The following is a 23,329-nucleotide window of genomic DNA, read 5'->3' on the forward strand; positions in this document are numbered from 1 at the left end:
AAAAATATTAATTTCATGAGGTATGCTCTGAGTAATTTAATATTATATTTAGTATGGAATATCGCTATTTAATTGTATTTTTGGCACAAAATACCCAAAATGGATAGCAAAGAGATTTCCATAGAGCAGATAAATAAACTGGATGCTACAGCTTTTCGTATGCTTTATAAAACTTATTATAAGGCATTGGTTTGCTATGCAATACAGATAACAGGGGAATCTGGAGCTGCAGAAGATATTGTACAGGAGCTGTTCTCTACCATTTGGGAAAAGCAAATGTCATTTAAGTCATTGGTGTCATTTAAGGCTTATTTATATAATTCCGTTCGGAATGCTTCAATTGATTATCTCAAGCATAAGGATGTTGAATTTGATTATTTGCAAAAGATAATAGAATCACATCAGGCATACAGTATAGGAGATGATGAGGAGGATGGTTTCTTCACTGAGGAGATTTTTCGCCAACTGTTTATGACTATTGACTCTTTGCCAGAACGTTGCAGACAAGTTTTTTTGTTGTATATGGAAGGTAAGAAAAACGAGGAAATAGCAGCCGTGCTTTGTGTTTCTCTTGAGACCGTTAAGACACAAAAGAAACGGGCAATGTCTTTTCTTAGGAAAAAATTAGGTCCACATCATTTTGCGTTGCTCTTGTCTATTCTTCCATAGAAAAGATGTTTCTTAAAAAAAAGTTGCTTTAACTTGTCCCTCATTTTATCTGTTTAGTCGTCTTTTATATAAATGATGCAAAAACATATAATGGAACGTAAAAGAAACATAAATTCTGTAATTCATGATCAGTTACTAGGACGGCTTTCAGAAGAAGAAAGGAAGCGATTGCAGGTTTGGATTGAAAGTTCTTTGGAAAATAAAAAGAACTATGAATGTTTAATGCATGGTACTGATTTGGCTGAAAGATATCGTCTGTCTGCAACGGTAGACGAAGAACAGGCATGGAAAAAATTTCAGAAAAAACATTTTCAAGTTCGTGGAATCCATCGCAGAATGCTTTGGAAATATGCTGCTATCCTTATGATACCCGTGATTATTGGTGCAGCCATTTGGGTTGGAATGTGGCGAAATGCCGATACCGGACCTGTAAGAGTACAGGACGATCAATTAGCAATGTTACGGTCGGAAAAGATGGGAAAGCAGAAAGCTATCCTTGTATTGGCCGGTGGGCAAGAAATTGAATTGAAATCGGTTACTAATCAATCATTGCAGGATTCGACTATTTTGCCGGTGTTATCCCCCAAGGTTGTGAAAGAAACACAAACAGAAAATGAAGAAGTTGCTGCTACTGACAATAATAAATTAGTCACTTATGATGATAGTGAATTTTGGCTCACCTTTGAGGATGGAACAAAAGTTCATTTGAACTATAACACAACTTTAAAGTATCCGTCGCATTTTAGCACTGTTAGCCGTACTGTTTATTTGGATGGAGAGGCTTATTTTCAAATAGCTAAGGATGACAAACGACCGTTTCGGGTTATAACAGCAAATGGGATTGTCAAGCAATATGGTACCTCTTTTAATGTTAATACATATGTAGCCGGAGTCACGAAAGTGGTACTGGTGGAAGGGGCTATCAGTGTCCTTCCTAATCAGGGAGATGAACATAAGATACATCCTGGAGAACTGGCTGTACTAAATGGAGCAACACAAGATGTTCAAATCAGCAAGGTAGACATATCACCTTATATAGCTTGGAATAGTGGGCGTTTTGTATTTGACAATTGTTCTTTGGAAACTCTTATGGAGGTGATATCCCGTTGGTATGATAAGAAGATAATGTTTGAAGATGAAGATATAAAGACGATACGTTTTACCGGCGACCTTGATCGTTACGGTTCCATAATCCCTATATTAAAAGCAATTCAAAGAGTTACTCATCTGAAAATGGATGTTGAAGGCGAAGCTATTATTATTAGAAGAGAATAAAACAATTATTAACCACATTTACTAAAAAAGGAGGAGTCCATGCAAATAAAAAGGGCCAGAGAGCGTATTGTGATGTCTCTCTGTATTATTTTTCTGTTGTTCGCACCGATATCGGCAACAGCGCAGTCTAATTCAATGAAAGTATCCCTTAATTTAAAGTCTGCATCAGTTAAAGAGTTTTTTGATGCAGTGAAAGCTCAGACAGGCTTGAACTTTATTTATAACACTGAGCAAGTAAAGAGTATGTCTCGTATCACGATCCAAAGTAAGGGGCAACCTATTACTGAAGTTTTGGATAAAGTATTGGCTAATACAGGCTATACTTACGAGATTGAAGGCAATATTGTGACTATTGTATATCAACAGCCAAAAGAAAAGAAAAAAACTGTAACCGGAGTTGTAGTAGATGAAGAAGGAGGACCCTTGCCGGGAGCTCATATCAAGTTACTAAAAACAAATACTTCAGCGGTAACAGACAGTCAGGGCAAATTTTCTATTAATTTATCGAATCAGTACAATCCTGTATTGTCAATCTCTTATTTAGGTATGAGTGCACAGGAAATAAAAGTTGTCAATGATAAACCTTTGCGAATAGTGATGAAGCCGGACGAAAAGCAGCTGGATGAAGTCGTGGTGACCGGTTATGTGAAAATTAGTAAGAATAGTTTTACAGGAACTTCGGTGACTGTTTCTGCAGATCAATTAATGTCAGTGTCAAAAACCAATGTATTGGGGGCTCTGCAGGTATTTGATCCTTCTTTTCGTATTGCAGAAAATAATCTGGCCGGTTCAGATCCGAATAAAGTGCCAGAATTGTATATTCGTGGCCGTTCCGGTATTGGAACAACCGAGCTGGATGCGGAAAGTCTTTCTAAGTCATCTTTGGAAAATAATCCGAATCTTCCTACCTTCATTATGGATGGATTTGAGATCTCTGTGCAAAAGTTGTACGATATGGATCCGAGTCGTATTGAGAGTATTACTATCTTGAAAGATGCTGCTGCTACGGCAATGTATGGTTCACGTGCTGCGAATGGTGTGGTTATTATTACCACTGTAACTCCTAAACCGGGTAAGATTAATGTGAACTATAATTTTACAGGAACATTGGAATATCCGGATTTGACGGATTATAACCTTATGGATGCACGCGAAAAGTTGGAAACAGAAGTAGCTGCAAAGCTATTTAAGGCTGATCCGAAAAGTGAGAATTATATTACTGAACAAAATAAATTGGATGAGATTTATAATAAAAAGTTGAATAATGTAGTTCGTGGAGTGAATACATATTGGTTATCAAAACCATTACGTACTGTTTTTAATCATAAACATAGTCTCTATTTAGATGGTGGTACGGAAGACCTGCGTTGGGGAGTTGATCTCTCTTATCACAAAGATGCAGGTGTGATGAAGGAATCTTTTCGTGATCGTATGTCAGCCGGGCTTTCGTTGTCTTATAGATTGGGGGCATTCCAATTGCGTAATTATCTATCTTATACATATACTAAATCGTCAGACTCTCCTTATGGAAGTTTCTCTGATTATACTTCTAAGTTGCCGTATGATGAGTATTTGGATGAATATGGGAATTATTTGAAAACGACTTATGGGTGGAATGCCACAAACGGGAGTGAAAATCCTTTATATGAAGCTACTTTGGGTAGTTATAGTCATGATAAATCATGGGAGTTAATTGACAATATCGAGTTACTTTGGAATATCACTCCCCACTGGTTATTGAAGGGGCAGTTTAGTATTACGAAGTCAAATTCGGAAGCAAATGATTTTTTAGATCCCCGTTCGCAAAAAAATGAAGAAAAACTTGCATTTAATAATGTTGTTTCCGGACAATTGGACGTAGTAACTAGTAATAGCTTGAGCTGGGATGCAAATTTGACTATTTCTTATAATCATAGTATAAAGAAGAATAATCTTAATTTTCTGGCAGGTGTGAATGCTAGGTCCAGCGCAGGTAATGGATTGGCTATATCCTATCGGGGATTCCCTTCAGGAACACTCTCTGCGCCGGGATATGCGCACTCTATTTATGGTAATCCCTCTGCGTCTGATATGAAGAGCCGCTTGTTGGGTGCTTTGGCTACCTTCAACTATTCGTATGATAATATTTATCTTGCTGATGTGTCTACCCGTTTTGATGGAAACTCAGAGTTTGGATCTGATAATCGTTTTGCTCCTTTCTTCTCAGGAGGGGTAGGGTTGAATATTCATAACTATAAAAGGTTGAAAGATTGGGAATGGCTTGATCGCTTGAAAATTCGTACAACTTACGGCGTGACAGGTAAGGTAAACTTTTCTCCCTACGATGCACAAACTATGTATCGTATTACTACAGATAGATGGTATAAAACCGGGCTTGGAGCTTCGCTTATTGCTTTGGGGAATTCTAATCTAGGTTGGGAAAAGACAGGAAACTGGGACTTTGGTGTTGATTTGAATATGTTTGATGGACTGTTTCAAATGGATTTCTCTTATTACCGTAAAAAGACAAAAGACTTGGTGACTAATATTACACTACCTAGTTCTACAGGATTTACTTCTTATAAGGATAATATCGGAGAGGTGATGAATAAGGGGATAGAGGTTCAAATTAGAAGTACGTTACTTAATACCAAGGACTGGATGGTGGCTTTGTATGCTAACTTAGGACACAATAAAAATGAAATTTTAAAAATCTCAGATAGTCTGAAAGATTACAATAACAAGGTTTTGGCTAAATATGAAGATTATGACAAAGCATATGAGCGAACCAAACAAGAGTATGCGGATACTCATCTGCAATATGTGGAAGGTGGTTCACTGACCTCTATCTTTGCTGTACGTTCATTGGGGATTAATCCGTCTGATGGCAAGGAGATATTTGTGAAACGTGATGGAACTATCACTTACGATTGGCATGCTGCCGATCAAGTGGTGGTAGGTAATGAAGAGCCGAAGGCCCAAGGTTCTTTTGGGTTGAATTTGCGTTGGAAGAATTTTACTTTATTTTCTTCTTTCTTGTATGAATTTGGTGGACAGCGTTACAATCGTACTTTGATAGATAAGGTTGAGAATGCCCGTATTTCATCACAGAACGTAGACCGTCGGGTCTTGACTGGACGTTGGCAAAATGTAGGGGATCGTACACCGTATGCTGCATTGCAGACTCAATTGGTTGCTACCACTCGTCCTACTAGTCGTTTTATACAGGATTATAATATGCTGACGTTTAATTCACTTACATTGGGTTACGATTTTGATTCTTCTTGGTTGAAGAAGTATCATTTAGGCATGTTGCGATTAGAACTTTCTGGTAACGATCTTTTCCATGTGTCTACAGTACGTGCTGAACGTGGATTGGATTATCCGTATTCTCGTTCTTTTGCTATATCACTTAAAATGAGTTTATAATTTGAAACTGTTAAAGTTAGAATAATGATAAATAAGAAAAAAAACATATTATGTTCGTTGCTTACTCTGCTTTTGATGAGTAGCTGTAATTGGTTGGAAGTATCACCGAGCAACGAGGTGAACGCTGACGATATGTATAGCAATGGAGATGGTTACCGCAATGCATTGAATGGGCTTTATTTGCAATTGTCGGGAAGTACTCTTTACGGCAAAAATATGAGTTGGGGCTTTATAGAAGTATTAGGACAGCAGTATCTGACAGAGAAGATGAAAGCTACGGAGGTTTATGCTAAAGCAGCTTCATATAAATATGATGATACCGATGTAAAGTCGATCATTTCAGGATTATGGACCGAAAGCTATAATGCCATCGCCGGATGTAATAAACTTATTAGTATGGTGAGTGAAGCTGATCCTGCTCTTTTTGTTGAGAATGAGATGGAAAGGGACTTGGTTTGGGGAGAAGCGTTAGCATTACGGGCATTGTTTCATTTCGATATTCTTCGTATGTTTGCTCCTTCTATGGAGGTAAATGATGGGAAAAGCTATATTCCTTACGTAGATTCTTATCCGGTGATAAGTACTGCATATTATTCTAATGCTGATATTTTGAAAAAAATAGAAGCTGACTTGTTGAAAGCACAGAAGTTGGTAGCAAAGTGTGATGTGGAGAAACATCCGGTGTGGATGGAAACAGAATACCGTATGTTTGGAAAGGGACTTGCTGGTGAGCTTCCTGAAGAGGTTTTCTTTGCTTTTCGTGGATTCCGTATGAATTATTATGCTGTTACTGCTTTATTAGCAAGAGTATATATGTGGGAAAAGGAATATAAGAAAGCGTTTGATTGTGCAGATGAGGTAACAAAAGCTTCTAATAACAAAAAAACGTTATTTGGATTTACAGAAACGTTGAGTGGTGATATGAAGGATTGTACGAATTTGATTTTTTCTGTGAATAGTGAAACGTTGCTTGATGATTACAAGCCTTTTGTAACAAGTGGTAATGATAACTTATTCTTGTTCAATGTAGAAGATATTTATGAAGGTTCAAGTGAGGATCAGCGGGGAAAGGTATGGGTCAGCAATTTGGGAAGCTTACAATATTCTAAGAAATACTTATTAGAGGAATCAGAAACGGGATATGATGTTATTCCGGTACTTCGTTTGAGTGAAATGTACTACATTATGGCAGAGTATTATGCCCAAAATGGGAATTTCACAGAGGCGGGGAAGATGGTTGACAAGGTTCGTTCGGCAAGAGGACTGATTTCTAGTTCTTCTAATTTCTCTTCAATGGAGGACTTTAGGAGAAAATTACTGAAAGAGATGCGTAAAGAATTTGTGGGTGAGGGACAGCTTTATTTTCAATACAAGCGTTTCAATGATAAATCATTGTCCGATAATGTGAAATTTGTATTCGACCTTCCAGAGAATGAAGATATTTAATGAATAAAATGATTATGTACATATTTATGAAACCATATATATTGTTGTTACTTTTTGCTTGCTGTTTGTTTTCCTGTTCGGAAGATGAGATAGAATCATATTATGGTGGGCAATACTTATATTTTAGTCAATTGAAAGATGCTGAAGAAGATGAAAATGCAATTCGGGTTTCTTTCAATAACTATCCGTTAGATAATGAATTGACTGTAAAAATTAGTTTGGGATTAGTAGGTGATCCGTTTACGAAGGATGCTCCTTACAAGATAGGTGTTGTGAAAGAAAAAACCACAGCTTTGCCTGAAAATTATAGTATCCCTCAGAATCCTGTGTTTAAAGCAAATTCTGCTACGGATAATTTGGAGTTGAAACTTATTAAGACAGAAAACTTGACTGAAGATGTTTCGCTTCTATTGAAGATTGAGGCAAACGATTATTTCGCGGGGAGTGTTCAGAACTTTGATACTATTCGAGTGGTGTTCAATGCTGTGGAAAGTCAGCCATTATGGTGGGATAAGGATGTGAAGAACGTTTATTTGGGCACTTATTCACGTGCCAAGTACAGAGCTTTGGTACAATATGGTGGTGAGGGAGCAGCTGATTTTGGTAGTATGAATGCTTCACAAAAACGCCAATGTGCCTTACGCTTGAAGGATGCCATTGCACTATATGGTTTAAAAGAGGACGATGGAAAGGCTATGACCGTACCTATTTACTAATTTTATAGAATGAAGACGAAAATGATTAAGATAAAATTAATGTTTGTAGCGGTGATTTTATCATGTTGCCTATTCTCGGCTTGTTATGAGGATAAGGGAAACTATGATTATCGGCAGATGAATGATATCACGATACACATCCCATTGGAAAACAATGAATACGTGATGGGAGATAAATTGGAAATAACTCCCAACTTGGAGTTCGCAGTTGGAAAGGAATCGAATGAATTAACCTACTCGTGGACTTTCGGTGGGAAGGAGATATCTACAGAACGAAATTTGAATTGGATTGTGGACGATCCGGGACAATATAAGGATTTGCGTTTGGCTGTAAAGGATGAAATTACTGGTGTGACTTATTTCGGTACAGCATTGATATCGGTTATTTCTCCATATGCTTCGAGTGCTTGGGTGGTTTTGTCGGCCAAAGAAGATGGGACAACGATGTTGACTTATATGCGTCCCACTCGTACGGAAGCAGAAAATGAGGAAGATCGGAAATACACATTGGATGTTACTAAAGATGTATTTGGTCTTTCTAATGAAGGGGCATCGTTGGGTGGAAAACCGCTATCTATGGAGCAACATTTTGTTACTCAATGGGAAGGGGAAGATAATACAAGCTGGTTGTGGATTACTCAACAAGGAGGTCAAGGCTGTGTGGATGTATCCGGTAGCTCATACCAAATAGAAGGAACATTGCCGGCCATGTTCATTAATGCCAGTTATCCGCAAGGATTTGAACCGCAAAGTGTATATGATATGATCTATCTTTCAATGGCTATAGGGAAGGATGGTAAAATTTATACTCGCGTAAAGGATGTGTACGAGTTATTTAATACTAATTATTTTTTGGATGACAGACCTTTACTTTATGAAGGCAATCCTGTAGATGGAACTATGATAGCCAAGACGCCTGAGTTTTATACGCATGGAGGAACTTTGTTATTTGATAAGAATTCTAATCGTTATTTACATATAGCTGACCTGAAAACTGAAGTTTTTGTAATTGGAGGTGGCATGACAGAAAAGAATTATTCAGGTAATGTACTTGCTTTAGAAGCTTGGGATGAACGTTTTGACAATATGGAGGGGTGTGTAGTACATTATATTGGCGTTGCAGAATCTCCTTATGATTGGGGTGGTTCTTTAAGTTATAAATCTGTTATAGAGAAAGGAGGAAAATACTATATTCAAGATTTTGAGGTGGATGATTATACAGGTGGTTCTTATCCTCCAGGTGCTTATTTTAATAGTCAAGATGAAGTCCCTTTTGACGGATTGATAGGTGCAGGTAAGAAAAACGTGTATTCACTTTGCTATTATCAACAAACAGATCGTCCATACTTGTTATTTAGTAGCGATAATATCCTTTATTTATACTATTTTGAAGGCGATGCAGGTAAAAAATTGGTAAAGTTTGCTACATTTAACGCACCGATAACAGGAATTGACACCGGAGGTGGTGCATACGAAGGACACGCTGGAGTAGGATTGGAAAATGGAGACTTTTATGTGCTGGATTTAAGTAAGTCGGTATTAGAAGAGGTGATTAAAAATGGGGATAGTGATAAAAAAGTGTTGTTTAAACAAGAAAGTTTAGGCAAAATTGTGCAAGTGCTTTTCAAACGGAAGGCAACTCGTGATTCCTGGTAAAATTGTCAAATATGAAAAAGGAAAACACTTAAAGGAAATATATAGTAATGTACAAAAAAATCTATTTACTTCTTTTGGTTGCATTATGCGGGGCTATGATTACTCCCGCTGTGGCCAAGAAGAAAAGCAAGAAAAAAGCTTCAACAGAAGCTACGACAAAAAAGAAAGAGAAAAAAGAAACCAAGTATGATAAGCTGTTTAAGGGTAAGAAAGTCACGACGGCAAAAGGTTTCATCACTCTTCATCAGTTTGATAACAAAGTTTATTTTGAGTTGCCGCTCAAAGTGCTCAATCGTGATATTCTGTTGGGATCTACAATTGCAGAAACAACGGACAATCAGTTTGGATGTGTAGGAGAGAAGTCTGGTGATCCTTTCTTGATTCGTTTCGTGCAGCGTGATTCAACGATTACATTGCGTCGTGTGCAGGCAGGACAATGCTCGGACGATCGTGAGATTAAAAAACGTTTGCAGAGTAGTACAATGCCGGCTATCGCCGAAACTTTTGAGATAAAGGCTTACAATAATGACAGTACCGCGGTTGTATTTGATATGACCAGCTATCTGTTGAGTGATAAGAAAATGCTTTCTCCTTTCTCTCCTTATTCATTGATAGAAATGATGGGAGGGAGCGTTGATAAGAATTTTGAAAAGGAAAGTTCTTTTATACAAGGCATCAAAGGCTTCGAAGACAATATCAGTGTTCGTTCCTTGCTGACTTATAAAGTAAGTGTAGGAGCTAAAGGAAGTTATGCAGTAAAAAACATGCCTTTCTCGGCTGTGATGAACCGTAGCTTTATCTTGTTGCCGGAAAAGCCGATGCGTCATCGTTATGCCGATCCGCGTATTGGTATTTTCGAACACTCTATTGTTGAGTTTGCTTCCGAAGGACGCGGATTGCGTACTCGCCATATTGCTCATCGTTGGAATCTGGAACCATCGGATTCTGCCGCATATCTGCGTGGAGAGTTGGTAGAGCCTAAAAAACCTATTATTTTCTATATTGATGATGCATTTCCGTTGAGTTGGAATAAATACATTCATAAAGGAGTTGAGGTATGGCAGAAAGCATTTGAGAAGATTGGCTTTAAGAATGCGATTATAGCAAAGGATTTTCCTAAAGACGATCCTAACTTTGATCCGGAAAACATCAAATATTCTTGTATCCGTTATGCCCCTTCTACAGTAGCTAACGCAATGGGACCTTCTTGGATTGACCCTCGCTCGGGAGAGATTATAAACGCATCAGTAACGGTATATCATAATATTGTGCAGTTGGTTCAATACTGGCGTTTCTTGCAAACTGCACCGGCAGATAAGGATGTTCGTGATGTAGTGTTGCGTGAAGATTTATTGGGAGACTGTATCGCTTACGTACTTTCTCATGAAGTAGGGCATACTTTGTCCCTGATGCACAATATGGCGGGTTCTTCTTCCATTCCTGTAGAGTCGTTGCGTGATCCGAAGTTTACTCAGGAATATGGAACAACCTATTCTATCATGGATTATGCACGTAATAACTATATAGCACAGCCGGGTGATAAGGAGAAAGGAGTACGTATGACACCTCCTGAACTTGGTGCTTATGATTATTATGCGATCTCTTGGTTGTATAAACCGATATTTGAAGCGAAAACATCTGAAGAAGAAATTCCTATACTGGACAAATGGATCAGTGAGAAATCGGGTGATCCTAAGTATCGTTATGGTAAGCAGCAGTTTAAACGTCGCTTTGATCCGAGTTCCGTAGAAGAAGATTTAGGGGATGATCCTGTGAAAGCTTCAGAGTATGGACGTCGTAATCTGCAATATATCCTGAAACATATTAATGAATGGGTAGCAGACAAAGATAAGGATTTTGAGTTCCGTACTGCTTTATATGATGAGATTGTCTACGGATATGTACGCTATTTAAGCTTCGTGTTAGCAGATATCGGAGGTATTTACCTGAATGAGCGTTATGATGGAGATCAACGTCCGAGTTATCAGACTGTGTCGAAAGAACAACAGAAAAAAGCATTGAATTTTTTGCTGAATGAGTTGAAGGATCTTTCTTGGTTGGAGGCGGATGAGACCTTGAAAGAGTTCCCTATTCGTACTTCTGTAGCTATGCAAATGGAGAATGCGATTATTGATGGTATTTTATCCCGTTGTGGTGCTGTTTCTATCTGCTCGAACAAGGCAACATCCGCTCCTTATACTCAAAAAGAATATTTGGCAGATATCGAACGTTTTGTATGGGCACCAACACGTGCTGGTAAAACTTTGACAGATACGGAGATGCGTTTGCAGATGAATTATTTGACAAAATTGATAGAAGGATCTGTAACTGGAGTTGCTAAAAATGCGACTCGTAAAGGCATTACGGATATGTATGGTATTATTGAAATTCCTGAATGGTTGAAGGCTGCTTCGCGTGAGCGTTTCGGCATTATCTCGGAAGAGTTTATGGGATGTTTTAATAATAAGCATGCTGAGATGCAGGCAGCTCGTCTGGAGGAAATTAGCGGTTTTGAAGATGATGTTGATTTAAAGGCTCCGTTGGAACCGATGGAACACGTTTATTTCGGTGAACTGAAGAAAATCCGCAGCTTGGTTGCAGCAAGTGCTTCTACCGGCTCTGCTGATACGCAACGCCATTATCGCTTATTGTTGTACAAAATTGACCAGGCATTAAAATGATAGGAAGTATGAGAAATAGATATAGTAAGATACTTTGTTTATTGCTTCTTTTTATGTGTTGCCTGCCACAAGACGGAAATGCGATATGGCCTTTTAAAAAGAAGAAAAAAGAGGAAAAGAAAGAAGTACTGACACCTTATCAGAAGCTTTTTAAGAATAAGAAAGTACAGACAGCTCATGGGTTGATGACTATTCATAAGGTGGAAGACAAGATATATGTGGAGTTTCCGGTTGCGATGTTGGGTCGTGAGCTGTTGTTCACATCTTCCATTGAGAATACAAGTGATGGGGGAGAAGGTGCACCGGGACAGTTGGGAGGAACAGATGTACGTCTGCGTTTTGAGATGATCGATTCTACAGTCGTGGCACGTATGCCTTTGTTGAGCAAACCTGTCAATACGAGTGGTGATTCTGATATCGCCCGTGCGCTGAATAATTCACATAATCCGGGCATCTTCAAGAGCTTTAAAGTGTTGGCGTGTACGCCGGATAGTTCGGCTCTTGTGGTGAATATGAAAAGCTTATTCTTGGAAGGTTCGGCTTTTACCAAACCTTTTCCGTCGACTTCTGCTAACGGCTATTATGGTTTTGTGTCTCGCGACCACTCATTAGAATCTGATAAATCGTCTATTTTAGGCGTTTCTGCTTCCGGAGATAATATTACCGTTCGTGAGGAATTGGCATATAAGGTGAATCATACCTTGATGGGAGCTTATAGCATGTATGAGAATGTTCCGTTGACGGCTGTAGTAAATAAAATGTTATGCGTTTTGCCCGAAGAGCCGATGACTCCTCGCCTGGCTGATTCACGTCTTGGATTGACCACACAGTTGAAAAGTGATTTTGTCGGAGCTGGACAAGAGGTGAAGAATATACGCTATGTAAAACGTTGGCGGATTGAGCCTTCGGATTCTGCTGCTTATCGTCGGGGTGAACTGGTGGAACCGAAGAAACAATTAGTATTCTATATTGATAGCTTACTACCCGTCAAATGGCATCCTTATGTTAAAGCTGGAGCGGAATCTTGGAATAAAGCTTTTGAAAAGATTGGTTTTAAGAATGTGATTTGTGTGAAGGAGTTTCCTGAAAATGACACTTTGTTTAATGCACACAGTTTGGACTGCATGACCATCCGTTATTCTGCTTCCATGGATGAATACTGCACAAACAACTCTTCACTCTGATGCTCGTACCGGTGAGATCTTGAATGCTTCTATTTTGATTAATGCAAACCTGATCAGTGTACAGTATATAGACCGTATTGCGGCAACTGTAGCAACCGATCCTCGTGTCCGTACTGTCATTTTCCCACAAGAGGTACAAGGTGAGCTGATTCAGGCTGCTATTGCCCAGGCGGTAGGAACAGGGCTGGGACTTTCTGCGAACTGGGGAGCTTCTGTTGCTTATCCGGTAGACTCTTTGCGTTCTGCTAGCTTTACACAAAAGTATGGTTTGGCTTCTTCTGTTATGGGTGGGGTAGTGATTAATGATGTAGCTACGGCAGATGATGTCCGGAAGGGAGTACGCTTAGTTAATACGAACCCTGGACCGTATGATGAGTTGGTTATTAAATATCTGTACCAACCTATTTATGCTTCTTCATTACAAGAAGAGAAAGTGACGTTGGATAGCTGGATTCGTCAACGCACAGGAGATCCTCATTATGCTTATATACGTAGTCAGCCCCGTTTCGATTCGGATCCGCGTAATAGTCGTGGCGGTTTGGGAGACGATCATTTGAAGTCATTTGATTATATGCTTTCCAATATCCGTACCGGTTGTGAGAATTATTATACTTGGTTCTCAGAAGGAGACAGGGATATGACAATGCGGAAGCGGGTATATTCAGCACTTTGTGATCGATTGAACAGTCGTGTATATGCGGTTCTTTCGTATGTCGGTGGTATTTATCTTAACGATATTCGTGAAAAAGATGTGATTCCGAGTTACTCGATGGTAGACCGCGAGAAGCAAAAGGCAGCATTGAATAGGGTTCTTCGCCTGGCAAAAGAACTGGACTGGATAGAGAGTACGGCTCGTGCTACAGATTTTACAATTGCTGATAAAAAGGCCGATATGATGCGTTTGAATATTTTCAAGAATATCTTTAATCGTTTGCCTTATATCGAAGTGTGTACGGAACGTTTCCCGGAAACAGCTTATACGGCTTCCGAATATTTGGATGACATTTATAATGTAGTATGGGAAGGAACTCTGAAACGCCGTCCGTTGGAGAATGTTGAGAAAGCTTTGCAGACAGCTTTTCTGGAAAGTATTATTGCCACCTCTACGGTAACTGCACCTATTGGTAGCTTTAAGGCTTCAAAGGCGTCATTTGCAGATACACGGAAATCGGAAATTAATCTGACGGCTTTACGTGAAGGAGAGAATGTAGAGCATCATTTGTGCTCTTTGCAGGTTCCTGAAGAAATAAGTGGTTTTTCATCTGTTCCGCCTATTTATACGAATCAGACGAAAGTTGCTGCATATTATTTTGATCTGTTGATGCGTACGAAAGAGATGTTGGAAAAGAGTATTTCGACTATGCCTGAGGCTGATCGTTCACATTATGATCTTTTAATCTATCGCATAAACAAAGCGGTAGAGATAAAATAATAAATTTCTCTCTCTTAAATAATTTAATGTTAGCATCGTATTGCTAATGAAGCGCCCCACCGTAGTGATTACGATGGGGCGTCTTTGTTATAGTGTACGTTACAGTGTATGTTTTAATAAATCGAAAACTTTTTGAAATCGTTTGCTATCGAGGCTTGCTTACACTTGTCGCATAGCTAATGCTTTGTTTTCCGCAGCTTCCATAATTTCCCGTTCTCCGGGTCCTTTATCGTTAATACCGCAGAGATGAAGAATCCCGTGGATAATGACACGGTGCAGTTCGTCGTCATAAGAAGCGCCAAATTGCTCCGCATTAGTGCGTATTGTGTCCAGGCTAATGAATAAGTCTCCTGATAAACGATCGCCTTCACAATAATCGAAAGTAATGATATCCGTGTAGTAGTCATGTTGCAGATATTGACGGTTTACCTCCAGAATCTTTTCGTCCGAGCAGAAGATATAAGCGATTTCACCGAGTCTTTTTCCGTAAGAAGCTGCTACGGCTTTTATCCATTCCGTAGTCTCACGTTTCTTGATATCAGGCATTTTTACGCCTTCTGTTTGATAAGTTACAGCCATAATTGAATGTTATGATTTAAAAGAAAAATAAATAACTGATTAAGATAGCGGCTATGATACCCGAAAAGTCTGCAATCAGGCCGCAGGTTACCGCATTACGAGTTTTGGTGATTCCCACACTGCCGAAATAAACGGCCAGAATGTAGAATGTAGTATCTGAAGCTCCGCGTACAACACAGCTCATACGCCCAACAAAAGAATCCGGTCCTAATTCTTTCATCGTATCGATCATCAGGCCGTTTGCGCCGCTGCCACTAAGTGATTTCATCAGTGCAGTAGGTAAAGCCCCGACAAAGCTCGTGTCAACCCCACATAGGCCTACTATATAGCCGATACCTCCCACCAGAAAATCCATTGCTCCCGAAGTGCGGAACACTGCAATTCCTACCAAGAAAGCAACCAGATAAGGAATGATGCGTACAGCCGTCGTAAATCCTTCTTTGGCTCCTTCCACAAAAGAATCGTATACATTGATTTTCTTTCTGACTCCTGTTAAAATAAACAGGATGATGACACTGAACAGCAGGATATTCGCTATCAGTGTAGAATAAGTACCCATATCCTCCCGCGATACACTTAGAAACAGATAAATCAATCCCGAAAAGAAAAGACAGATAATGCCCATTAAAATGAGAATAGGCTTATTGATTAAGTTTATCTTTTGAGTGATGCTGACTGCTATAACTCCTACTAGAGTCGAAATGAAAGTACTTATCAGAATAGGAATGAATACATCCGTAGGCTGTGCAGCCCCCATTTGCGCACGATACACCATGATACTTATCGGAATAATGATGAGGCCGGAGGTATTAATCACCAAAAACATAATCATCGGGTTGGAAGCCGTGTCTTTTTTCGGATTTAGTTCCTGCAGCTCTTTCATTGCTTTCAGTCCCAGCGGAGTGGCGGCATTGTCCAAACCGAGCATATTGGCGGACATATTCATAAAGATGGAGCCCAACACCGGATGTCCTTTAGGAATGTCCGGAAACAAACGGCATAGCACCGGACTTAGAAAGCGTGCCAGTGTATTAATCAATCCGCTGTTCTCTCCGATCTTCATGATACCCAACCAAAGAGCCAGTACACCCGTAAGTCCCAGTGATATCTCGAATGCCGTTTTGGAGGAGTCGAATGTAGAGTTCATGATAGCCGTAAATATCTCCGTATCTCCCAGAAAAATCACTTTTATAAGAGCGATGATAAAGGCAATGACGAAGAATCCTATCCAAATGTAATTTAGAACCATAGTTGATAACGTGTATATAGATAGTGCAAAAGTAGTTATTACGTTTCAAATAAACTAAATCTTCGTCTTTCTTATACTGAAAATGAATGTAAATCTCTATCTTTGTCTCCTACTTTCAAGAAATAAATGGAACAGGAAGATTTTAACATACGCGAACATCAGCTTACTTCAAAAGAACGGGATTTCGAGAATGCACTCCGTCCGTTAAGCTTTGAAGACTTTAGCGGGCAGGACAAGGTGGTGGAAAACCTTCGCATTTTTGTGAAGGCGGCACGTCTGCGTGGCGAAGCACTCGACCATGTGCTGTTGCACGGCCCTCCCGGATTAGGAAAAACAACTCTTTCGAACATTATCGCCAACGAATTGGGAGTTGGCTTTAAAGTGACTTCCGGTCCGGTACTCGATAAACCGGGTGATCTGGCAGGAGTGTTAACCAGTCTCGAACCGAACGATGTACTTTTTATCGATGAAATTCATCGGTTGTCGCCTGTAGTGGAGGAATATCTTTATTCGGCCATGGAAGATTACCGCATCGATATTATGATTGATAAGGGACCTTCGGCCCGTAGTATTCAGATAGATTTAAATCCTTTCACGCTGGTTGGCGCAACCACCCGTAGTGGTTTGCTGACAGCTCCGCTTCGTGCACGTTTTGGCATTAATCTTCATTTGGAGTACTATGATGACGACGTTTTGAGCAATATCATCCGTCGTTCTGCATCCATACTGGATGTGCCTTGTTCGGTACGCGCGGCATCGGAGATTGCTTCCCGTAGCCGCGGAACGCCTCGTATTGCCAATGCCTTGCTCCGTCGGGTACGTGACTTTGCGCAGGTGAAAGGCTCCGGCTCTATCGATACGGAGATTGCCCAGTTTGCATTGGAAGCACTGAATATCGATAAATACGGTCTGGATGGGATAGACAACAAGATACTTTGCACTATTATAGACAAGTTTAAAGGTGGCCCGGTAGGTATCACTACCATTGCTACGGCTTTGGGAGAAGATGCGGGAACCATTGAGGAAGTTTACGAACCTTTCCTGATAAAAGAAGGATTCATGAAGCGTACTCCCCGTGGACGTGAAGTGACTGAACTTGCCTATAAACATTTGGGAAGGAGTCTTTATAACAGCCAGAAAACGCTGTTTAATGACTGATAAAAATGGAATAAAAGAACTTTATAAAGCGTAGTTGGATGATGAAGCAATGGACTACTTTACTTGTTTTTCTCTTTTTGAGCCTCTCTTTATCGGCTCAACAGGAATATGGGAGGGATATTTTTGTCTCTTCTGAAGGAGACTCTTTACCTTATCGGATGATTCATCCCGAATCGGTGAAGCCCGGTGAAAAGTATCCGCTCGTACTGTTTCTGCATGGAGCCGGCGAACGGGGAAATGATAATGAGAAACAGTTGACTCATGGTGGACAGATGTTTCTTAATCCGGTCAATCAAGAGAAGTATCCCGCTTTCGTTCTAATTCCACAGTGTCCGACAGACGGTTACTGGGCTTATACAGGACGTCCGAAGTCGCTTATCCCTACAGAAATGCCAGTGGGACAGGAGATCAGTCCTATATTGCAAACGCTTAAACAGTTGCTCGATTCTTATCTGGTAATGCCCGAAGTGGATACACAGCGGGTTTATATTATCGGTCTTTCAATGGGAGCGATGGGAACGTATGATTTAGTAGTGCGTTATCCGGAGATTTTTGCAGCTGCAGTTCCTATTTGCGGTACAGTCAATCCGAGCCGGCTGTCAGTTGCCAAGGATGTGAAGTTTCGTATCTTCCATGGAGATGCGGATGATGTAGTTCCGGTGAAAGGTTCTCGTGAAGCGTATAAAGCACTGAAAGCTGCCGGTGCAGATGTGGAATATATTGAATTTCCCGGTTGTAATCATGGAAGCTGGAATCCGGCTTTCAATTATCCCGGATTTATGGATTGGTTGTTCAAACAAAAGAGGCAACGTTGAGCCAATCTGAATGATAATCAATAATAAAACATGGCTGGACTAAAATCATTAGCTAAAGATACTGCAATTTATGGGTTGAGTAGTATTGTCGGACGGTTTCTTAACTACATGCTGGTGCCTTTGTACACAGCGGTATTGCCGGCTTCCACCGGAGGTTATGGAGTGGTATCAAACGTATATGCGTTTACAGCCCTGATGCTTGTATTGCTTACGTTCGGTATGGAAACGGGATTCTTCCGTTTTGCCAATAAATCGGGAGAAGACCCGATGAAAGTATATGCCAACTCCTTGTTATCGGTAGGAGGGGTATCTTTGATTTTTGTTTTCCTTTGCCTGTTATTCCTGCAACCTATTTCCAATTTACTGGATTATGGCGATCATCCGGAGTTCATAGCGATGATGGCTGTTGTGGTAGCTTTAGACTCTTTCCAATGCATCCCTTTTGCTTATTTAAGGTATAAAAAACGGCCCATCAAGTTTGCTGCTATCAAACTGCTCTCTATCGTTGGTGGCATCGGTTTGAATTTATTTTTCCTACTGGTGTGCCCGTGGCTGAATGTACATTGTCCGTCAACTATCTCCTGGTTTTATGATCCGGATTATTTAGTGGGATATATCTTTATTAGCAACCTGATTATCTCAGTTGTTCAGATGTTCTTCTTCATCCCGGAACTGACAGGTTTTGCTTATAAATTAGACCGGGTATTGTTGAAACGAATGGTCGTATATTCTTTCCCGGTATTAATCTTAGGCTTGGTAGGTATTCTAAACCAGACTGTGGATAAGATGATATATCCGTTTCTTTTTGAAGACCGGCAGGAGGGGTTGGTACAATTGGGTATCTATGCGGCAACCAGTAAGATTGCGATGGTAATGGCAATGTTTACGCAAGCTTTCCGTTATGCTTACGAACCGTTTGTCTTTGGCAAAGACCGCGAAGGAGACAACCGGAAGATGTATGCCGCTGCGATGAAGTATTTTCTTATATTTTCCTTGCTGGCTTTCCTTGCTGTCATGTTTTATCTCGACTTATTGCGTTATCTGGTGGCAAGAGGTTACTGGGAAGGCCTGGGGGTAGTAGCCATTGTAATGCTTGCAGAGATCTGTAAAGGGATCTATTTCAACCTTTCCTTTTGGTATAAACTGACGGATAAGACCTATTGGGGAGCCTACTTCTCGGTGATTGGTTGTGTTATTATTGTCGTATTGAACATTCTGTTTGTGCCGGTTTACGGTTATCTTGCTTCGGCATGGGCTTCTGTTGCAGGCTATGCAGTCATCTTGTTGCTATCCTATTGGATAGGACAGAAAGAATACCCGATTCATTATGATTTGAAGAGCCTCGGACTTTATGTTCTGCTGGCAGCGGTACTTTACGTTATTGGAGAGCAGGTTCCTATCCCTAATATAGTGCTCCGTCTCGCTTTCCGTACCGTACTCTTATTGCTATTTATAGCCTATATTATCAAAAAGGATTTACCATTGAGTCAGATTCCTGTTATTAATCGATTTATAAAGAAGAAATAACTATGAAGACAGATGAACGTAATAAGTTTGCTATCAAGTCCTTTCTGGGAGAATATCTGGACTTGAGGAAAGATAAGGATAACGAACTGGCTACAGTGGATTCTATCCGTAAGGGGGTAGAGTTCAAAGGTGCCAATTTATGGATTCTGATCTTTGCCATATTCATGGCATCACTCGGATTGAATGTGAACTCCACTGCCGTTATTATCGGTGCCATGTTGATTTCTCCATTGATGGGACCTATTATGGGAGTAGGATTGTCTGTCGGACTAAATGATTTTGAATTAATGAAACGCTCTTTGAAGAGCTTTCTCATAACGACCGCTTTCAGTGTGACTACGGCAACCATCTTTTTCCTTCTTGCTCCTATTGCCGGTTCACAGTCAGAGTTGCTGGCACGCACATCGCCCACTATTTATGATGTATTCATCGCACTTTTTGGTGGATTGGCAGGTGTCGTAGCTCTCTCTACCAAGGAAAAAGGAAATGTGATTCCGGGCGTTGCCATTGCTACCGCATTGATGCCACCACTTTGTACGGCAGGTTACGGACTGGCTTCCGGCAATCTTATTTATTTCCTGGGAGCTTTTTATCTTTATTTCATCAACTCTGTTTTTATCAGTCTGGCTACTTTCCTCGGGGTTCGTGTGATGCATTTCCAACGAAAGGAATTTGTGGATAAAACCCGTGAGAAGACCGTACGTAAATACATCGTTCTGATTGTGGTGCTTACCATGTGCCCTGCAGTTTATCTGACATTTGGAATTATAAAGAGCACTTTCTATGAAGCAGCAGCCAATCGTTTTATAAACGATCAGTTAAGCTTTGAGAATACGCAGGTACTTGATAAGAAAATCAGCTATGAACATAAAGAAGTACGGGTTGTTTTGATTGGTCCTGAAGTGCCTGACGCTTCGATATCTATTGCCCGTAGCAAGTTGAAAGAGTATAAGCTGGAAGATACGAAACTGATTGTATTACAGGGGATGAACAATGAGGCGGTAGATGTATCTTCTATCCGTGCCATGGTCATGGAAGACTTCTATAAAAACAGTGAGCAACGGCTTCAACAACAGGCGGTGAAAATTTCCCAGCTGGAGACAACGCTGGAGCAATACAGAACGTACGATGCTATGAGTCGTACATTAGTGCCCGAACTGAAGGTGCTTTATCCTTCCATCACTACACTCTCCATCGCTCACTCGCTCGAAGTACGAGTCGATTCGATGAAGACGGATACGGTAACATTGGCTGTCCTTAAATTCGCCAGACATCCGTCTGTTGCCGAGAAAGAGAAAATCAGCGAATGGCTGAAAGCCCGCGTAGGAACGAAGAAGTTGAGGCTGATTACAGAATAATGAATTTAAAAATAATAATATGAAGTTCAGACTAACCGTCTTGATAGTCTTTTCTCTCTGTCTGTCGAATGTGTTTGCCGATGAGGGAATGTGGCTGTTGGGAAATCTCCGAAAGAATAAACAGACTGACCGGGTAATGAAAGAACTTGGTTTGCAGATGCCTGTAAATAAAATATATAATCCGAAGAAGCCATGTCTGGCAGATGCTGTTGTCAGCTTCGGAGGTTTCTGTTCGGGAGTGGTAGTTTCCGAAGACGGTCTGGTGTTTACCAATCATCATTGTGGTTTCAGCAGTATTCAGCAACATTCTTCAGTGGAACATGATTATCTGAAAGATGGATTCTTTGCACGTAGTCTTGAGGAAGAATTGCCGAATCCGGAATTGTATGTTCGTTTCCTGCTTCGTACGGAAGACGTTACCAAACGGGTATTGTCTGCCGCCCGGCATGCTAAAACGGAAACAGAGCGCCGTGTGGCTGTTGATTCGATTATGAATGTAATCAGTATGGAAGTCTCCGAAAAGGATTCTACATTGACTGGCATTGTAGATGCTTATTATGCAGGGAATGAATTCTGGCTTTCTGTTTATCGTGATTATAACGATGTCCGTCTGGTTTTTGCACCTCCTTCTTCTGTCGGGAAGTTCGGATGGGATACGGATAATTGGATGTGGCCGCGTCATACGGGTGATTTCAGTGTATTCCGTATCTATGCTGATGCCAAGAATGGTCCGGCGGATTATTCTCCTGAAAACGTCCCCTATCATCCCGAATATGTAGCACCTATTTCTTTGGATGGATACAAAGAAGGTTCTTTCTGCATGACGCTTGGCTATCCGGGCAGTACGGAACGTTACCTTTCCTCGTATGGTATCGAAGAGATGATGAATGGAATCAATCAGGCAATGATTGATGTACGGGGAGTGAAACAAACCATCTGGAAACGGGAGATGGACCGGCGTCCGGATATTCGCATTAAGTATGCTTCAAAATACGATGAAAGCTCCAATTATTGGAAAAATAGCATTGGAACGAATAAAGCCATCAAGCATTTGAAAGTATTGGAAAAGAAACGGGAGGCTGAAGCAGCGCTTCGTGACTGGATTCAGTCTCGTCCGGAAGAGAGAGAGAAACTGATTCGTTTATTCTCCTCTTTAGAATTGAGTTATAGCAATCGTCGGGAAACCAATCGTGCGTTAGCTTATTTCGGTGAATCGTTTATCAATGGTCCCGAGTTGGTGCAGCTTGCTCTTGAAATTCTCAATTTCGACTTTGAGGCGGAAGAGAAGCTAGTGATAACTCGCATGAAAAAGTTACTGGAGAAATATGATAATCTCGATCTTTCCATTGATAAGGAGGTTTTTGCTGCCATGCTTAAAGAGTATCAGTCGAAAGTGGATAAAAAGTTTCTGCCTGCTATGTATGAGAAGATAGATACGTTCTACAACGGGAATATTCAGACCTATGTAGATTCTTTGTATGCGACTTCCAATATAACGTCTCCTAAGGGCTTGAAACGCTTTCTGGAGCGAGATACTACGTACAATCTCATAGAGGATCCTGCTGTTTCCTTGAGTCTGGATCTGATCGTGAAGTATTATGAGATGAATCAGAGCATTTCCGAGGCTTCCGAGCAGATAGAGCAGGGGGAGCGTTTATTCAATGCTGCCATGCGCCGTATGTATGCCGAACGTAATTTCTATCCGGATGCCAATTCCACCATGCGACTTAGTTTCGGAACGGTTGGAGGATATACTCCCTTTGATGGAGCTACTTATGATTATTATACAACCGTGAAAGGCATCTTTGAGAAAGTGAAGGAACATGCCGGTGATATTGACTTTGCTGTCCAGCCGGAGTTGTTAAATCTGCTTTCCTCCGGTGATTTCGGAAGATATGCCAATGAACAGGGGGGATATGAATGTTTGCTTTATCTCCAACAATGATATAACAGGAGGTAATTCCGGCAGTGCCATGTTCAATGCTAAAGGAGAATTGCTGGGGTTGGCTTTCGATGGCAACTGGGAAGCAATGAGTAGCGATATCGTATTCGAGCCTGATTTGCAGCGGTGTATCGGAGTGGACGTGCGGTATATGCTTTTTATTATGGAGAAATACGGTAAGGCGGGGAATCTTGTTCAGGAGTTGAACATTGCCCGGTAAATCAAGTAATGGGG

At 40.6% G+C, this 23,329-nt stretch carries 15 protein-coding genes and 1 pseudogene; 14 read left to right on the forward strand and 2 right to left on the reverse strand.

What is annotated here, in order from left to right; genetic code table 11:
• The first annotated feature begins 99 nt into the window (after positions 1–99).
• From NXX38_RS07335 to NXX38_RS07375, 9 genes are all read left to right on the forward strand, one after another.
• Positions 100–669 carry an RNA polymerase sigma-70 factor gene (locus NXX38_RS07335; RefSeq protein ID WP_148367846.1) on the forward strand — a complete coding sequence of 190 codons (570 nt, stop codon included), beginning with the start codon at positions 100–102 and terminating at the stop codon, positions 667–669.
• A 90-nt stretch (positions 670–759) separates the two neighbouring features.
• Complete coding sequence (locus NXX38_RS07340) at positions 760–1,944, forward strand: FecR family protein (RefSeq protein ID WP_258978939.1); 1,185 nt, start codon at positions 760–762, stop codon at positions 1,942–1,944.
• 39 nt (positions 1,945–1,983) lie between these two features.
• Positions 1,984–5,352 (forward strand): SusC/RagA family TonB-linked outer membrane protein, encoded by a 3,369-nt coding sequence (locus NXX38_RS07345; protein ID WP_195649672.1) that lies wholly within the window; start codon positions 1,984–1,986, stop codon positions 5,350–5,352.
• Positions 5,353–5,376: 24 nt separating this feature from the next.
• Positions 5,377–6,798, forward strand: coding sequence for a RagB/SusD family nutrient uptake outer membrane protein (locus NXX38_RS07350; RefSeq protein ID WP_195649673.1), 1,422 nt, complete (start codon positions 5,377–5,379; stop codon positions 6,796–6,798).
• A 26-nt stretch (positions 6,799–6,824) separates the two neighbouring features.
• The gene (locus NXX38_RS07355; protein ID WP_195649674.1) at positions 6,825–7,514 is read left to right on the forward strand and encodes a DUF4843 domain-containing protein; all 690 of its coding nucleotides are present in this window, start codon (positions 6,825–6,827) and stop codon (positions 7,512–7,514) included.
• A 21-nt stretch (positions 7,515–7,535) separates the two neighbouring features.
• Positions 7,536–9,170 carry a PKD-like family lipoprotein gene (locus NXX38_RS07360; RefSeq protein WP_234131734.1) on the forward strand — a complete coding sequence of 545 codons (1,635 nt, stop codon included), beginning with the start codon at positions 7,536–7,538 and terminating at the stop codon, positions 9,168–9,170.
• Positions 9,171–9,265: 95 nt separating this feature from the next.
• On the forward strand, positions 9,266–11,851 hold the full coding sequence (locus NXX38_RS07365; protein WP_258981882.1) for a zinc-dependent metalloprotease: 2,586 nt from the start codon (positions 9,266–9,268) through the stop codon (positions 11,849–11,851).
• Between the two features lie 8 nt (positions 11,852–11,859).
• The gene (locus NXX38_RS07370; protein ID WP_258978940.1) at positions 11,860–13,035 is read left to right on the forward strand and encodes a DUF5117 domain-containing protein; all 1,176 of its coding nucleotides are present in this window, start codon (positions 11,860–11,862) and stop codon (positions 13,033–13,035) included.
• Positions 13,004–14,467, forward strand: coding sequence for a zinc-dependent metalloprotease (locus NXX38_RS07375; RefSeq protein ID WP_258978941.1), 1,464 nt, complete (start codon positions 13,004–13,006; stop codon positions 14,465–14,467). The genes NXX38_RS07370 and NXX38_RS07375 overlap by 32 nt, the downstream gene beginning before the upstream one ends.
• Positions 14,468–14,626: 159 nt before the next feature.
• Here NXX38_RS07375 and ybeY read toward each other — a convergent pair whose 3' ends face one another.
• Both ybeY and NXX38_RS07385 read right to left on the reverse strand, forming a co-directional pair.
• Positions 14,627–15,046 carry an rRNA maturation RNase YbeY gene (gene ybeY / locus NXX38_RS07380; RefSeq protein WP_007762844.1) on the reverse strand — a complete coding sequence of 140 codons (420 nt, stop codon included), beginning with the start codon at positions 15,044–15,046 and terminating at the stop codon, positions 14,627–14,629.
• A gap of 16 nt (positions 15,047–15,062) precedes the next feature.
• Complete coding sequence (locus tag NXX38_RS07385) at positions 15,063–16,295, reverse strand: nucleoside recognition domain-containing protein (protein WP_217721762.1); 1,233 nt, start codon at positions 16,293–16,295, stop codon at positions 15,063–15,065.
• Positions 16,296–16,421: 126 nt separating this feature from the next.
• On the opposite strand from NXX38_RS07385, the gene ruvB reads away from it, so the two are divergent.
• The 5 genes and pseudogenes from ruvB to NXX38_RS07410 all read left to right on the forward strand — a co-directional run bounded on the left by ruvB (position 16,422) and on the right by NXX38_RS07410 (position 23,315).
• Positions 16,422–17,453, forward strand: a complete 1,032-nt coding sequence (gene ruvB / locus NXX38_RS07390) for a Holliday junction branch migration DNA helicase RuvB (protein ID WP_258978942.1) — start codon at positions 16,422–16,424, stop codon at positions 17,451–17,453.
• A 38-nt stretch (positions 17,454–17,491) separates the two neighbouring features.
• On the forward strand, positions 17,492–18,268 hold the full coding sequence (locus tag NXX38_RS07395; RefSeq protein ID WP_195649677.1) for a dienelactone hydrolase family protein: 777 nt from the start codon (positions 17,492–17,494) through the stop codon (positions 18,266–18,268).
• Positions 18,269–18,298: 30 nt separating this feature from the next.
• Positions 18,299–19,795, forward strand: a complete 1,497-nt coding sequence (locus tag NXX38_RS07400) for an oligosaccharide flippase family protein (protein ID WP_004298043.1) — start codon at positions 18,299–18,301, stop codon at positions 19,793–19,795.
• A 2-nt stretch (positions 19,796–19,797) separates the two neighbouring features.
• Positions 19,798–21,153 carry a TIGR00341 family protein gene (locus NXX38_RS07405; RefSeq protein WP_234131731.1) on the forward strand — a complete coding sequence of 452 codons (1,356 nt, stop codon included), beginning with the start codon at positions 19,798–19,800 and terminating at the stop codon, positions 21,151–21,153.
• Positions 21,154–21,172: 19 nt separating this feature from the next.
• Positions 21,173–23,315, forward strand: a pseudogene (locus tag NXX38_RS07410) (S46 family peptidase).
• Positions 23,316–23,329: the final 14 nt, after the last annotated feature.

This window comes from Bacteroides sp. BFG-637 (assembly GCF_024793605.1).
GTDB lineage: Bacteria > Bacteroidota > Bacteroidia > Bacteroidales > Bacteroidaceae > Bacteroides > Bacteroides vicugnae.

Bases quoted from the DNA above. Each gene is read 5' to 3' on its own strand.
- NXX38_RS07345 (WP_195649672.1), top strand. From the start codon at position 1,984: ATGCAAATAAAAAGGGCCAGAGAGCGTATTGTGATGTCTCTCTGTATT.
- ybeY (WP_007762844.1), bottom strand. From the start codon at position 15,046: ATGGCTGTAACTTATCAAACAGAAGGCGTAAAAATGCCTGATATCAAG.
- NXX38_RS07365 (WP_258981882.1), top strand. From the start codon at position 9,266: ATGATTACTCCCGCTGTGGCCAAGAAGAAAAGCAAGAAAAAAGCTTCA.
- NXX38_RS07400 (WP_004298043.1), top strand. From the start codon at position 18,299: ATGGCTGGACTAAAATCATTAGCTAAAGATACTGCAATTTATGGGTTG.
- ruvB (WP_258978942.1), top strand. From the start codon at position 16,422: ATGGAACAGGAAGATTTTAACATACGCGAACATCAGCTTACTTCAAAA.
- NXX38_RS07355 (WP_195649674.1), top strand. From the start codon at position 6,825: ATGAAACCATATATATTGTTGTTACTTTTTGCTTGCTGTTTGTTTTCC.
- NXX38_RS07360 (WP_234131734.1), top strand. From the start codon at position 7,536: ATGATTAAGATAAAATTAATGTTTGTAGCGGTGATTTTATCATGTTGC.
- NXX38_RS07385 (WP_217721762.1), bottom strand. From the start codon at position 16,295: ATGGTTCTAAATTACATTTGGATAGGATTCTTCGTCATTGCCTTTATC.
- NXX38_RS07340 (WP_258978939.1), top strand. From the start codon at position 760: ATGGAACGTAAAAGAAACATAAATTCTGTAATTCATGATCAGTTACTA.
- NXX38_RS07395 (WP_195649677.1), top strand. From the start codon at position 17,492: ATGATGAAGCAATGGACTACTTTACTTGTTTTTCTCTTTTTGAGCCTC.
- NXX38_RS07375 (WP_258978941.1), top strand. From the start codon at position 13,004: ATGAATACTGCACAAACAACTCTTCACTCTGATGCTCGTACCGGTGAG.
- NXX38_RS07405 (WP_234131731.1), top strand. From the start codon at position 19,798: ATGAAGACAGATGAACGTAATAAGTTTGCTATCAAGTCCTTTCTGGGA.
- NXX38_RS07350 (WP_195649673.1), top strand. From the start codon at position 5,377: ATGATAAATAAGAAAAAAAACATATTATGTTCGTTGCTTACTCTGCTT.
- NXX38_RS07335 (WP_148367846.1), top strand. From the start codon at position 100: ATGGATAGCAAAGAGATTTCCATAGAGCAGATAAATAAACTGGATGCT.
- NXX38_RS07370 (WP_258978940.1), top strand. From the start codon at position 11,860: ATGAGAAATAGATATAGTAAGATACTTTGTTTATTGCTTCTTTTTATG.